Consider the following 12,880-nt stretch of genomic DNA (forward strand, 5'->3'; position numbering starts at 1 on the left):
TTTTTAACGTACGGAACGAGTTTAACTGTGTCTGAATCAAACATTGTGTTTGGGATGCATGCGGTAAGAGCATTGCTGCAGAAGCATCCGGGTAAAATTGACCGTTTACTGCTGTCGGAGCAGCGCCATGATCACCGCCTGCAGGAGATAGCGCAGCTGGCTCAAGAGCGCCGGGTGCCCTTTTCTCAGGTGGGTAAGTCGGCGTTGGATAAAGCGGCCGATGGCGCACATCAGGGGGTTGTGGCTTACTTGAAAGCGGATCGAATGAGCAATGAGACCGATTTGGAAGAGTTGCTTGAAAAACTGGAAGAGCCCGCGTTGCTGCTTGTCCTGGATGGCGTCACTGATCCCCATAACCTCGGAGCCTGTTTGCGCTCAGCCAATGCGGCGGGCGTGCACGCCGTTATTGTGCCCAAAGATAAGTCCGCTCCGTTGAATGCGGCCGCCAGAAAAGTGGCCTGTGGCGCAGCAGAAGTGACGCCGCTGATTCGTGTCACGAATCTGGCGCGTACATTGAAGCATATTCAAACCTATGGCGTTTGGCTGGTCGGTGCGGCGGGAGAAGCGGAGCAAAGTTTGTATCAGGCGGATCTTAAGGGCTCCGTGGCCATTGTTATGGGGGCGGAGGATAAAGGGATGCGCCGCCTTACCCGCGAAAACTGCGACAGTCTTGTCAATATTCCCATGCTGGGTGAAGTCAGCAGTCTGAATGTGTCTGTCGCAACTGGCGTATGTCTTTTCGAGGCGGTGCGACAGCGTCAGGCTGGTTAGTTTTTGTTCGTGCGCGGGCTTGCAAGTCTTGCTGAACAGGCATAGAATGCTGCCCTCTTAAAACCACCATCAACTCCTTGCTTTACGAAAACGCAACGTAAGGCTGTTAAACCGAAGGGAGCTACAATGCGTCACTACGAAATCGTGATCATGGTTCATCCTGATCAAAGCGAGCAGGTGCCTGCAATGGTTGAGCGTTACACCTCCAGCGTAAACGCTGGCGGCGGTAAAGTTCACCGTCTGGAAGACTGGGGTCGCCGTCACATGGCTTATCCCATCAACAAAATTCACAAAGCGCACTATGTGTTGATGAATATTGAGTGTTCTCAAGAAGTCATCGACGAACTGATGCACAACTTCCGTTTTAACGACGCCATCCTCCGTGACCTGGTTATTCGTCGTAAGGATGCTGTGACCGAAGTGTCGCCCATCAAAGCAGCTGAGTCCCGCGAACAGCGCGCTCCTCGTGGCGAAGATCGTCCCGCCCGCGTCGTTGCTGACGACGTTGACGACTCTGACGACGATACTGACGACGAAGACAGCAACGACGAATAAGTTATAGGAGGCTAACCATGGCTCGTTTCTTTCGCAGAAGAAAGTTCTGCCGTTTTACTGCCGAAGGCGTAAAAGAGATCGATTACAAAGATGTAGAAGTACTGAAAGGCTACATCACTGAAACTGGCAAAATCGTGCCCAGCCGCATCACCGGCACCAAGGCGCGTTATCAGCGTCAGCTCGCTACTGCTATCAAGCGTGCGCGTTACCTGGCTCTGCTGCCTTACACTGATCGCCACGACGACTAAGCGCCTGAAAAGTCTCTCGCCATTTTGTCATCAGCGAAATGGTATAGAAAATCAGGTTCTTAAAGGTTTGCCAATCGGAAGCTCTGAAGCTTCCGATTGTTATAAGATTTGAGGTAAACAAGATGGAAGTTATTCTTCTCGAAAAAGTAGCCAACCTCGGAAACCTTGGCGATAAAGTTAAGGTTCGCGCTGGTTATGGCCGTAACTTTCTGGTGCCTTATGGCAAAGCTGTTCCTGCAACTAAAGCAAATGTAGAGCAGTTCGAAGCTCGTCGCGCAGAGCTTGAAAAATCCGCTGCCGAGAAGCTGTCCGCAGCTCAAGCTCGTGCAGAAGCTATCAACGGTAAAGAAGTAACCATCGTTGCCAAATCTGGCGACGAAGGTAAGTTGTTCGGCTCTGTTGGTACTAAAGACATTGCTGACGCAGTCACTGCTTTGGGCGTTGAGGTTGAGAAAAGCGAAGTTCGCTTGCCTGAAGGCGCTCTGCGCAACACAGGCGAGTACGAAGTAGACGTGCAGATGCACACTGACGTTACTGCTACCGTTAAGGTAATCGTAGTCGGCGAGTAATCTCTGGTCATGCAAGAAAAGGCAGTCCGCTCCATGCGCACTGCCTTTTTTTATGCTCTCAAGACTTCACCACGGTCGTGTTGTCGATGCCTGCAAATTAGCGATAATAAGCGCTACCCTTTAAAGCTCTGCAAGTCACTATGAATGAGTCAGTAATACGTAAAGATTCGACCAAGTCGGAAGGGCAGGGCCCTGGCGGCGCTGCGCTGGTCAGCTCCTCGGCGGTCAAAGCGCCGCCCCATTCAATTGAGGCGGAACAGTCTGTTCTGGGTGGTCTGATGCTGGATAACGCCAGTTGGGACAAGATTTCAGATATCATTACAGCGAAAGACTTTTATCGTCTGGACCATCGCCTGATATTTGGCTCAATTTCACGATTGGCGAATCTCGGCAGTCCTTTGGACGCCATCACCGTCTCAGAAGAGCTGGATAATCGCAACGAGTTAAACTCTGCTGGTGGATTGGCCTACCTGAGTGAGCTGGCCAAGAATACTCCTAGCGCCGCCAATATTCGCGCCTATGCGGAAATTATTCGCGAACGTTCTGTGTTGCGCCAGTTAATCACCGTCGCTAATGAAATCGCCGACGAGGCGTATCAGACGGAAGGGCGCACCAGTACAGAGGTGTTGGACGATGCGGAGCGACGGGTCTTTCAGATAGCGGAGTCGCGGCCAAATCAGGGCGGACCGGAATCGGTGAATCCGATTCTAACGAAGACCCTGAAAAAAATTGATGAGCTGTTTCACTCGGATGGCGCTATCACGGGTGTTACTACAGGGTTTCGCGACCTGGATGATCGCACCTCGGGGATGCAGGCTTCAGACCTGATTATCGTTGCCGGTCGTCCCTCAATGGGTAAGACCACATTCGCTATGAACCTGGTGGAGAACGCACTGATACTGGGAGGGAAGCCTGTCTTGGTTTTCAGTATGGAGATGCCTTCCGACTCCATCGTAATGCGTATGCTGTCTTCCTTGGGGCGCATTGATCAGACTAAAGTGAGAAGCGGAAAACTGGATGAGGATGATTGGCCCCGTCTCACATCAGCCGTCAATATGTTGAAAGACAAGCCTTTATATATCGATGATACGGCAGCGTTAAGTCCAACTGAAATGCGCTCCAGGGCTAGAAGAGTGGCGCGAGATCACAATGGTGAAATTGGCTTGATCATGGTGGATTACCTTCAGCTGATGAGGGTGCCGGGGATGACGGAAGGTCGTACGGCTGAGATTTCTGAAATTTCACGAGGCTTGAAAGCCCTGGCGAAGGAGCTGAACTGTCCTGTAGTCGCGCTCTCCCAGCTTAACCGCAGCTTGGAACAAAGGCCCAATAAGCGCCCGGTCAACTCCGACTTGCGGGAGTCTGGGGCGATTGAGCAGGATGCTGACTTGATTATGTTTATCTATCGGGATGAGGTTTATCACGAGGATAGTCCAGACAAAGGTATTGCAGAAATTATTATCGGTAAGCAGCGTAACGGCCCTATTGGGACGGTGCGCTTGGCGTTCATGGGTAGGTTCACCCGCTTTGAAGATTTGGCCCACGATTATGGCGGGGATTACGAGTAATGCGTCCATCCCGCGCTCTTATTGATCTGGACGCGTTGCGTCACAATATTCGCCTGTTGAACTCCATCGCGCATAACGCCAGGTGTGCAGCGGTAATCAAAGCCGATGCATATGGTCATGGCGCAGTGGAAATTGCCCGTGCGCTGAAAGGGGAAGCCCCCAAGTTGGCGGTGGCTTGTTACGATGAGGCGGTGAGCCTGCGCGAAGCGGGCGTTACGACGCCGCTTCTGGTGCTTGAAGGGTTCTACAGCTCGGAAGAGTTGGCTGACTCCACTCGCTGGTGTGACATAGAGTGGGTTGTGCATGACATGGAGCAGCTGGATATGCTGTCCGAGGTGGCGCCGTTGCGTAAGGCGGGGCCTGACTCCACCCGAATGCAAACCTGGATTAAGCTAAATACAGGTATGAACCGCTTGGGATTGCCGTTAAATAAATTGGCTCACGTCGCAGAGAAACTGCAGCAGTTTCCTGGGCTTTCAGTTATCGGCTTAATGACCCACTTTGCATGTGCTGATGAGTTAGATAGTCTTCTGCAGCAGAGGCAGTGGCGGGCGTTTCAGGCTGGTATGCAGGCAGCGGGGGCGAATGGCTGGAGTTATTCCTCTGCTAATTCTGCGGCTTTGCTGCAGTATCCGGAAACTCATCTGGATTGGGTGCGCCCGGGTATTGCAATGTACGGCGCGTCCCCCATGGCGGATAAGACGGGGGCAGATTTTGGTTTGAAGCCGGTAATGACCTTTGAGTCACGTTTGATTGCTACCAGGGAGCTGCAAGCTGGAGACTCTATTGGCTATGGCGCCGCCTGGACTGCGGACGCCCCAACGCGAATGGGAGTGGTCGCGGTGGGATACGGCGATGGTTATCCAAGGCAGATGCAGAATGGGGCTCCTGTCGCCGTGTGCGGTAAGCGGACAAAAATTATTGGGCGTGTATCCATGGATATGTTGACGGTGGATATCTCCCATATTCCAGAGGCTCGCATTGGGTCTGAAGTGGAGTTGTGGGGCGGGACTGTTTCCGCGGATGAGGTTGCAGGATATGCGTCAACAATCTCCTATACTTTATTTACGGGTATGACCTCGCGGGTTCCCAGAGTATATATTAATCGTTCGGAAGTAGTTTAAGGCGCTGCGTTGGCGGGGGCTCTCGAGGGAGGCTTTGGCGCGGCCTACGGGATGTAAGGCGGGGGAACCCCGATGCGCAGGGTTTGCTAAAATCCCGTCAAGCAGCCAATATTGTAAACATAATATCTTCAGGCGGCCCCGTATTCTGGGGGCTGCCAAAGGCCACGAGATGCATTTAAGGGGTACATGAGTGATTGTTTGTGTGACGGGAATCGATTCGCCATTAGGTAAGGCTATAGCTCAGCGTTTGCAGCAGAGCGGTATAGTGGTGGAGGGCGTCCCCTACGAACAGTTTCTGATGACCAATGATGCGATCGTGCGGGGAATGAAGTCGATGCCGTCAGCGGACTTTGTCGTTCATGCTGCGGAGATGAGCGATTTGTTCAAAGCGGAGCAGCACCCGGACCTGGCGTATCAGGTTAACGTGTCCGCTTGTGCGGCGGTTGCGGAGGTTGCGGACTTATGGAAGGCGCCGATTGTTCATCTTTCCAGTCATCTTGTTTTCGACGGCGTCAAAAAGAATCCTTATATTTCCGCCAACAAAGGGCGTCCTCTCTCTGTGTATGGGCGGACAAAGTTGCAGAGTGAGCAATGGCTTCAGGAAAACTATAGCAAGCATCTGATCTTGAGGGTTGGTTGGTTGCTGGAGGCGGGCGCTCAAGGCTGGTTGCAGACCATGCTTTCGGCATTGTCGTCAGGCAAGCGTCTTAACGCCAGTACCGATATGCAGCTGACCCCTGTTGCGGTGGATGATGTGGCGAGAGTGGTGGACGCTGTTATCAAACAGTTAAGCTGTAACATCTCCGTATGGGGTGTTTACCATTATGCTGGCGCTGAAGCGGTCACCCACTATGAATTGTTGAAGGCGATTGTGTTGCAGGCCTTTGGCCAGGAGGAAATGCTACAGGCTCTGATCGAGAAGAAGGGCGCTGATGTCTTGCCTGGAGTGGCGCTTCCCGCGAATGGGGCGTTGGGCTGCATCAAGCTGCGCAACACCTTTGGCGTCAAACAGCTTCCCTGGCGTCGCTACCTGCCTGCACTGATTGAGCAATGCCAGCAACGTGGGGGCGTGAAGCCCGCTGAAAACTGCTTGGAAGAGAGCCGTTAACGGCCGTTAACGGCGGACTCTTTTTGGTGTTCCAGACACTTAGTGTCGTGGCGGAGAACTTTCTGTAGCTCTTCCAATTGCAAAATCTGAACTTCCCTTCCTTGGACCTTAATAATGCCGTTGTTCTGGAAGCGGGTAATAACCCGACTCACAGTTTCGACCGCCAAACCTAAATAGTTGCCTATATCGCTGCGAGGCATGGGGAGCCTGAAGTTTGTGCCGGACAGGCGACGACGGCTGAAGCGAGTTGATAAGGACAATAGCAGCGAGGCTATGCGCTCTTCCGCAGAGTTTTTGCTCAGTAGCATAGTAAGCTGCCTGCTTTCCTGAATTTCTTTACTCATCAGCGAGAAAAAGTGGTGCTGCAGGCTGGGAATGTCTGAGGCTAAGTCTTCAAATTTTTCCAAAGGAATTTCGCACACGCTAGTGCGTTCGAGAGCGACGGCGGAGCAGGAGTATTTTTCCATGCTAACGCTGTCCAGCCCGATAATCTCACCTGGCAGGTAGAAGCCGGTTACCTGCTCCTCGCCTTCCTCAGATACGGTGAATGTTTTGATTGCGCCGCTACGAACGGCGAAGCAGGAGCGAAATGGCGTATGCTGCTCAAAGATATATTCACCGCGATTGAGCATTTTGCCCTGGCGAATGATTTCTTCCAGGCGATCAATGTCTTCAGCCCCGACCGCTATTGGAATGCAAAGTTTGCTCAAGTTACATTCATGGCAGCCCCTGTGTAAGCTAAAAGGAGAGGAGGTTGCTATATGCTTGCTTTCCATCGGTCGCCTCGTGGCTGAATGAGTGAAACTGCTTAAAGAGGCTTCTAGGATAGCCAATAGCCATTTAAAAGCAAATCCCCACAGCAGGAAATTTACAGGGAAAACCTACGCTCGCCGTTGTTTCTACATAGCTTTCACCTTTTGTTACAACTGTGTCTGAGTGTAACGAATTGCTCTTGCCGGGAGTCCTCCGTTGTCCAGGATTTTGTAGTAGTCATCCAGCTGGGTGGCGTTGCGCAACTGGTAGTGGGGCGTGTAAGAGAATGCGCCCAACCCGACGCCATGCAGACAACTGACGCCTTGGCTTATTAAGCCTGTCCAGGGTAGCGCGAAAAAGTCCTGGGTGATCGGAATAAACGATGCGGACTTAATGCGTCGCTTGAAATCTTTTAGCGCTGTTTCCAGGCTAGGTGTGCTGGTGAACTCTGGTTTATGGCTGGAAAGAAGGATGCCCTGCGGTCTTTCCGTCAGAATTTCCTCAAGATGCTGGGACAGTGCGGAGAATGTGATGGGTGACACTTTCAGACGCAGATAGACGGCTTTAAAGTCGAATGCCCTAATGGTTTGTAGCCAATCCTTAAGGTCCTCAATAGGACAGGACTGCGCATATTCACCGGGATCATTGATGCAGATGATGTTAAAGCCCAACCCTTTGATCAGGGCTAGCGCTTCCTCTGAGTCTGGACGAGCGTCCAACTCGATGACATGACGGGCATCGGCGCCGAAGTTCAGCTTGAACTCCCGCCCTAAATAGTACATGACCTGCGTTTGCGCTGCGGGAGTAAGCTGGCGCACCAGATCGCCGAACCAATGCAGGTACTTAACCTGGCAACCGGCAGGAAGGCTTTGCTTGAGTAGTCTCACTTCCTTTACGACATAGTCGATGTACTTCTGCAGATTTGCGCTCATGGATGGAAGTCGGCGGGTATAATTTTCCGCGCTTACGAGTGTGGTGAAGCAGGGCGCTTGAACGCTCAATGCGAACCCGCCTTCATAGTATCGAGCCAGAGAGCTGTTGCGATAGTCCGCATCATAGGCTCCCTCGTTTAAGGCGCTCCAGTTCTCGCTGGAGAACTCTTTGGGAGGGGAGTTGAGCAAATAAACCCAGCTATCATTACCCCCATTTTGTATCGCTTGTTCGACAACCTTTCCAACTGGCATATTGGGTCTCCAACCAGGTAAGAAAACATCTGCGCGCGCTTGACTGTCGTTGTTGGCGAATTGGCGCGCGCGCCTGCTGTCACACTTGCTGGCAAGTGAGTCCCCCTCTCTCCATGCTCAGTGTATCCAGCTCCCAGCGGGGCGCCTTGATATTGATCAAGGGGTGAGCGGGTGGCTGCCTGTGTGGGTGGACTTTAGTCGCAAAAGCCCTCAAACATTGGGTTTCTGGGGCATTGAGGGATAACATTCATTGCAGCTTTGGGCGGGGAGTTGATATCCTTTGCGGGCATTGAAAAAAGGCGGGCAAAAGTGCAGGCATTTCAGCTATTTCGGTCTTTCGTTTTTTACCTTGGGTATGCTTGGGGCGTCATCATCACATCATTAGTTGGTATGTTGGTGGGTCCTTACGTCAATTTTGAAAAGCGCTATTACATCGTATCCCGGTTTAATGTGTTTGCGCTTTGGTGGGCGCGCGTTGTTTGCGGCATACGTTATGAGATTGAGGGGCTGGAGAACATTCCGAAAACAAGCTGTGTGGTTGTCAGCAATCATCAAAGCGCCTGGGAAACCTATTTGTTAGGCGTCATATTCCGTCCTCAATGCACAGTACTGAAACAGGAGTTGATGAAAATTCCGTTTTTTGGCTGGGCGCTAAAAAGATTGAAGCCCATCGCCATTGACCGGAGTAAGCCTTCTGCGGCGCTTAAGCAATTGCTAAAGCAGGGAAAGGAGCGTCTGACTTCTGGGTATTGGGTTGTGATTTACCCTGAAGGAACGCGCGTTCGTCCTGGACAAGTTGGCAAATACAATAAGGGGGGCGCCTTGTTGGCGGTCAGCGCGGGCGTACCTTTACTGCCAGTGGCGCATAATGCAGGCGATTGCTGGCCTGCTGGCAGTATTAGTAAGCGCCCAGGTTTGATAAGGGTCAGGATCGGTGCGCCGATTGAAACCAGTGGGCGCGCTACCGATGAAGTTCATAAGGAAATGGAAGAGTGGATAAGGCGGACCTCCGCCGCCTTAAGCCAGGCGTAAGACTTTCTATTTGTAGTTTGAATATACTTTGTCCAAATAGCCTTCAGTACGCATCTTATCGAGCACTTTATTGAGGTGCTCAATGTGCTCATCAGGCGTGTCCTTGTTCATCGCCAAGTATAGACTGGTGTCTCGTATAGTAAATATAGGTTTGATGTCGGAAACACCGGCCAGCTTAGCGTAGTAATAGCCTGATGCGGTGCTGGAGATCCATAGGTCCACCTGTCTTTGTTGCAGCCTCTTTGGGTTGAGGCTGTCATCTTCCAGCTCTGAAGCGTTGAAGCCGTTGTTCTTCAAAAATTGCGCTCTGGAGTCATCCTTATAGCAACCAATGAGATAAGGCTTGGCGTCCTCTACAGAGTTAATTTTGATAGTAGTGTCATTTCTTGCGAAGAATACCCAGTCGTTCTTGGCGAGTGGACCTACCCACTTGAACAGCGGTTTGCGCGCATCGGTCAATGTAGTGCCGAATACGCCACGGAACTCTTTGCGTTGCGCGAAGTTGTAAGCGTAATTCCAATTTCTGAGCTTCATACGATAGTCATAACCCGAGCGTTTAAAGAGCTCTTTGACTATATCCACATTGATGCCGCTGATAGCGTCAGCTTTGTGTTCGTATTTGTGGTCTTCCTCGCCCATATTAAAAGGCGGGAAATTTTCCGTGACCAGGTTAAAGGTTTCGCCACGTGCAATGGCGGACAGAAAGAGAACAGAAACCAACAATAGCTTCTTAGCGATCATTAAATCACCTCAAACGGCTGGGCGGAATATTGTTCTGACTAACGATTAGTCTGGTTGCTTATTAAACAGCTGGTGTAGGTGTCTTCCTAATAAGTAGTTTTCCGGATGAGTGGGGAGGAAAGGGGAGGAATACCCCTGCGAGCCCCATGAAATAGGGGCTCGCAGGATTTGTAAGGCTCTGTTGTTTATCTGTATCTGGCGGTAATTTTTTCCAATTCGCCACTAGAGCGCATTTTTTCCAGGGCCTCATTGAGCTTGTTGACGTATTCATCCGGCGTTTCTTTGTTAACTGCTAAATACAGTTGTGTCTCCTTAACGGTGAATACAGGTTGAATGTTGGTAACGCCGTTTTTGGCTGCATAGTAGGGGCCGGAAACGGGTCCTGAGATCCAAAGGTCAATTTGACCGTTTTGTAGTCGCTTGGGATTCAAAGCGTCATCGTCGAGGCTGGAGGTCTCAAAGCCATTGGAAAGTAGCCATTGCTCTCTCACATCGCCTTTATACGCTCCAATCTTGTACTTCTTGGCGTCTTCAATCGAGTTTATTTTGATGGAGGAGCCTGATTTTGCGTAGAGGACCCAGCCGTCGGAGGCGATTGGGCCAACCCATTTAAATAGAGGTTTGCGAGCATCGGTGAGTGTGGTTCCGAATACACCTCGAAAATCTTTGCGCTGAGCGTAGTTGTATGCGTAGCTCCAATTACGCAGTTTCATGGTGTAACCGATTTTCGCCTTGGTGAAAATCTGTTTGACAACATCTGTAATCAGACCGGTGATGTCCTCGGGTCTGTGTTCATACTCAGCATCATTAACGCTCATGTTGTAGGGAGGGAAGTTTTCAGTAACCAGGTTGAAAGTTACCTCTTCCGCATTTGCTGATACGCAGAGAGTGGCGCATAACGCCAAAAGAAGGGAGCGAAAATAATACATGTCTTAACCTCGAATGTAGCTACCCCATTAAGGATAGTCCGTCTATCCGAAAAATCCACGGTATGCCGAGAATTTTTTTTGTTATTTTGTTGATTTTATTAACAAAAGTACACACTGAAAATAGAAGCGCTGTATTTTAATGCGTTTTGGTCGATTGGTGCTTAGTGGTGGTGCAAGGGGGAAGGTGAGGGGGAACAAAAAAGCCCGCTTAAAAAGCGGGCTCTCGAAACTTGGTAGCAAGGGGCGGATTTGAACCGCCGACCCCAGCATTATGAGTGCTGTGCTCTAACCAACTGAGCTACCTTGCCGTCTCATTTGAGGCGCGTATTCTGTTGTTTTTTGCTGGGCTTGTCAACCCTAAAAAATCATCAGTTTATACGTTAAATCTGAAATGAATGACGTCGCCGTCCTGAACGATGTAATCCTTGCCTTCCAAGCGCCATTTTCCTGCTTCTTTCGCGCCTTGCTCTCCGTTGAAAGATGTGAAGTCGTCATAGCCGACCACTTCCGCTCGGATGAATCCGCGTTCGAAATCGGAGTGTATGACGCCTGCCGCTTGTGGTGCGGTTGCGCCGATCTTAACGGTCCATGCGCGGACTTCTTTTACGCCCGCCGTAAAATAAGTCTGCAGGCCAAGTAACTTGTAGCCTGCACGAATGACGCGATCAAGTCCGGGTTCTTCCATGCCCAGGTCGGCCAGGAACTCGGCTTTTTCTTCGTCTTCCAGCTCTGCGATTTCCGATTCCAGCTTATTGCAGATGGGGACGACGACAGCGCCTTCTTTTTCGGCAATCGCTCTTACCACGTCGAGGTGGGGGTTGTTTTCGAAGCCGTCTTCAGCAACGTTGGCGATGTACATGGTTGGCTTTACAGTGAGCAGGCACAGCTCTCTGATCACCAGCATTTCCTCCGCGCTCAGATTCAGGGCGCGTACGGGCTTGGCTTCATTCAGGTGCGGCAGTAATTTTTCCATCACCTCAATTTGCTGCTTGGCGAATTTATCCCCGCCTTTGGCGATGCGCGAGATCCGCTTGATGCCCTTTTCTACGGTGTCCAGGTCGGCGAGAGCCAGCTCGGTATTAATGACATCGATATCTGCGGCAGGATCGACTTTATTCGCCACGTGAACCACGTTTTCATCTGCAAAGCAGCGCACTACGTGTGCGATGGCGTCGGTCTGTCTGATGTTCGCCAGGAATTGATTCCCCAGTCCCTCTCCTTTGGAGGCTCCGGCCACCAGGCCGGCGATGTCGACAAACTCCATAGTGGTAGGGATGACTTTCTGCGGCTTGACGATTTCCGCCAGCTTTTGCAGCCGAGGGTCGGGCATGGCGACGATGCCTGAGTTGGGCTCAATGGTGCAAAAAGGGAAGTTTTCGGCGTCGATGCCCGCTTGGGTGAGTGCATTAAACAGGGTTGATTTGCCTACGTTAGGGAGTCCGACTATGCCGCAATTAAATCCCATGATATGTCCTCAAGCTTGGAAATTTAAGTAATTAGGTCTCTATAAGTCTCGTCGGCCCATCCTATGCAGACAATGCAATAACTTGATGTCTGGCGCGGAAGGCGGAAAAACTAAACCGCAGGCTCAAACTTTGAGGGCTGCGGATCAAAATTTTGAAACCGGTGCGCTTTAGGCGCGTTAGTGGGCGCAAATTATACGCATTCGGGAGGGCGTGAGCCAGCTGGGCAGGGTAGGAAATGCGTCAGGCGCGGAAGCTGTGCAGGCGGTTCATGGCGGTGTCCCACTGGCCGGAAATGATGGCTTCCAGGTGGGTGTCCAGCTGATAGAATGCTGACTCCAGCTTGTCCATATCCTCTTTACTGATTCTGCCAAGAACATGGCTGGTCACCTTGCTTTTATCTCCGGGGTGGCCAATGCCTAGCCGCATGCGAGGGAAGTCTTTATTTCCGCCAAAGCAGCGAATGATGTCGCGCAGGCCATTGTGTCCTCCATGTCCGCCGCCAAACTTGAGGCGGAGTGTTCCGGCGTCAATGTCCAGTTCATCGTGCGCCACCAGTATATTTTCCAGTTCGATTTTGTAGAACTGGCTGAGGCTCAGAACGGATTGACCGCTGCGATTCATGAACGTGCTGGGAAATAGAAGGTGGATGTCTTCGCCGGCGATGGATATTTTGCAATAGTCGCCGTGAAGTTTTTTGTCCGGCCTTAAGAATTGGCCTTTTTTTCTGGCCAGATGCTCCAGCCAGAGAGCCCCGGCGTTATGCCGGGTCTGGGCGTAGTCGGGGCCGGGATTTCCCAGCCCGACAATGGCGCGAACAGGCTTCGCCATGGAG

The 12,880-nt window shown here is 51.5% G+C and carries 14 protein-coding genes and 1 tRNA gene; 8 read left to right on the top strand and 7 right to left on the bottom strand.

Translation table 11 applies throughout. The annotated features are described in order from the left end of the window. Positions 1–27: 27 nt before the first annotated feature. The 7 genes from rlmB (at position 28) to HCH_RS07765 (ending at position 5,943) form a co-directional block, all read left to right on the top strand. Positions 28–771 carry a 23S rRNA (guanosine(2251)-2'-O)-methyltransferase RlmB gene (gene rlmB, locus HCH_RS07735; protein WP_041598499.1) on the top strand — a complete coding sequence of 248 codons (744 nt, stop codon included), beginning with the start codon at positions 28–30 and terminating at the stop codon, positions 769–771. Positions 772–897: 126 nt separating this feature from the next. Continuing rightward, positions 898–1,326 (top strand): 30S ribosomal protein S6, encoded by a 429-nt coding sequence (rpsF, locus tag HCH_RS07740; protein ID WP_011395631.1) that lies wholly within the window; start codon positions 898–900, stop codon positions 1,324–1,326. Between the two features lie 17 nt (positions 1,327–1,343). Further along, positions 1,344–1,574 (top strand): 30S ribosomal protein S18, encoded by a 231-nt coding sequence (gene rpsR / locus HCH_RS07745; protein ID WP_011395632.1) that lies wholly within the window; start codon positions 1,344–1,346, stop codon positions 1,572–1,574. A gap of 122 nt (positions 1,575–1,696) precedes the next feature. After that, positions 1,697–2,143: a 50S ribosomal protein L9 gene (gene rplI, locus HCH_RS07750; RefSeq protein ID WP_011395633.1), complete on the top strand. Its 447-nt coding sequence runs from the start codon at positions 1,697–1,699 to the stop codon at positions 2,141–2,143. A gap of 140 nt (positions 2,144–2,283) precedes the next feature. Next, on the top strand, positions 2,284–3,711 hold the full coding sequence (dnaB, locus tag HCH_RS07755; RefSeq protein ID WP_011395634.1) for a replicative DNA helicase: 1,428 nt from the start codon (positions 2,284–2,286) through the stop codon (positions 3,709–3,711). After that, entirely contained in the window at positions 3,711–4,835 is a 1,125-nt protein-coding gene (gene alr / locus HCH_RS07760) for an alanine racemase (RefSeq protein ID WP_011395635.1), read from the top strand. Before dnaB ends, alr begins: the two co-directional genes overlap by 1 nt. Before the next feature lie 202 nt (positions 4,836–5,037). Continuing rightward, positions 5,038–5,943: an SDR family oxidoreductase gene (locus HCH_RS07765; RefSeq protein ID WP_158304938.1), complete on the top strand. Its 906-nt coding sequence runs from the start codon at positions 5,038–5,040 to the stop codon at positions 5,941–5,943. Here HCH_RS07765 and fnr read toward each other — a convergent pair. Continuing rightward, complete coding sequence (gene fnr / locus HCH_RS07770; protein WP_011395637.1) at positions 5,940–6,719, bottom strand: fumarate/nitrate reduction transcriptional regulator Fnr; 780 nt, start codon at positions 6,717–6,719, stop codon at positions 5,940–5,942. The two genes, HCH_RS07765 and fnr, sit on opposite strands and share 4 nt — an antisense overlap. 144 nt (positions 6,720–6,863) lie before the next feature. After that, positions 6,864–7,880, bottom strand: coding sequence for a coproporphyrinogen III oxidase (locus HCH_RS07775; protein WP_011395638.1), 1,017 nt, complete (start codon positions 7,878–7,880; stop codon positions 6,864–6,866). A gap of 309 nt (positions 7,881–8,189) precedes the next feature. On the opposite strand from HCH_RS07775, the gene HCH_RS07780 reads away from it, so the two are divergent. Next, positions 8,190–8,912, top strand: a complete 723-nt coding sequence (locus HCH_RS07780) for a lysophospholipid acyltransferase family protein (RefSeq protein WP_041599336.1) — start codon at positions 8,190–8,192, stop codon at positions 8,910–8,912. A gap of 6 nt (positions 8,913–8,918) precedes the next feature. On the opposite strand, the gene HCH_RS07785 is transcribed toward HCH_RS07780, so the two are convergent. From HCH_RS07785 to pth, 5 genes are all read right to left on the bottom strand, one after another. After that, the gene (locus HCH_RS07785) at positions 8,919–9,653 is read right to left on the bottom strand and encodes a substrate-binding periplasmic protein (RefSeq protein ID WP_011395640.1); all 735 of its coding nucleotides are present in this window, start codon (positions 9,651–9,653) and stop codon (positions 8,919–8,921) included. 185 nt (positions 9,654–9,838) lie between these two features. Beyond that, the gene (locus tag HCH_RS07790; RefSeq protein WP_011395641.1) at positions 9,839–10,582 is read right to left on the bottom strand and encodes a substrate-binding periplasmic protein; all 744 of its coding nucleotides are present in this window, start codon (positions 10,580–10,582) and stop codon (positions 9,839–9,841) included. Positions 10,583–10,813: 231 nt separating this feature from the next. After that, a tRNA-Met gene (locus tag HCH_RS07795) sits at positions 10,814–10,890 on the bottom strand. 65 nt (positions 10,891–10,955) lie between these two features. Further along, positions 10,956–12,047: a redox-regulated ATPase YchF gene (ychF, locus tag HCH_RS07800; protein ID WP_011395642.1), complete on the bottom strand. Its 1,092-nt coding sequence runs from the start codon at positions 12,045–12,047 to the stop codon at positions 10,956–10,958. Positions 12,048–12,288: 241 nt separating this feature from the next. Beyond that, entirely contained in the window at positions 12,289–12,876 is a 588-nt protein-coding gene (pth, locus tag HCH_RS07805) for an aminoacyl-tRNA hydrolase (protein WP_011395643.1), read from the bottom strand. Positions 12,877–12,880 lie beyond the last annotated feature (4 nt).

Origin of the sequence: Hahella chejuensis KCTC 2396 (assembly GCF_000012985.1) — a bacterium.
Classification (GTDB): domain Bacteria; phylum Pseudomonadota; class Gammaproteobacteria; order Pseudomonadales; family Oleiphilaceae; genus Hahella; species Hahella chejuensis.

What these genes read in the sequence shown, in the direction of transcription:
- HCH_RS07775 (WP_011395638.1), bottom strand. Translation starts at nt 7,880, where the DNA reads ATGCCAGTTGGAAAGGTTGTCGAACAAGCGATACAAAATGGGGGTAAT.
- pth (WP_011395643.1), bottom strand. Translation starts at nt 12,876, where the DNA reads ATGGCGAAGCCTGTTCGCGCCATTGTCGGGCTGGGAAATCCCGGCCCC.
- rpsF (WP_011395631.1), top strand. Translation starts at nt 898, where the DNA reads ATGCGTCACTACGAAATCGTGATCATGGTTCATCCTGATCAAAGCGAG.
- ychF (WP_011395642.1), bottom strand. Translation starts at nt 12,047, where the DNA reads ATGGGATTTAATTGCGGCATAGTCGGACTCCCTAACGTAGGCAAATCA.
- rpsR (WP_011395632.1), top strand. Translation starts at nt 1,344, where the DNA reads ATGGCTCGTTTCTTTCGCAGAAGAAAGTTCTGCCGTTTTACTGCCGAA.
- alr (WP_011395635.1), top strand. Translation starts at nt 3,711, where the DNA reads ATGCGTCCATCCCGCGCTCTTATTGATCTGGACGCGTTGCGTCACAAT.
- fnr (WP_011395637.1), bottom strand. Translation starts at nt 6,719, where the DNA reads ATGGAAAGCAAGCATATAGCAACCTCCTCTCCTTTTAGCTTACACAGG.
- dnaB (WP_011395634.1), top strand. Translation starts at nt 2,284, where the DNA reads ATGAATGAGTCAGTAATACGTAAAGATTCGACCAAGTCGGAAGGGCAG.
- HCH_RS07785 (WP_011395640.1), bottom strand. Translation starts at nt 9,653, where the DNA reads ATGATCGCTAAGAAGCTATTGTTGGTTTCTGTTCTCTTTCTGTCCGCC.
- rplI (WP_011395633.1), top strand. Translation starts at nt 1,697, where the DNA reads ATGGAAGTTATTCTTCTCGAAAAAGTAGCCAACCTCGGAAACCTTGGC.
- HCH_RS07790 (WP_011395641.1), bottom strand. Translation starts at nt 10,582, where the DNA reads ATGTATTATTTTCGCTCCCTTCTTTTGGCGTTATGCGCCACTCTCTGC.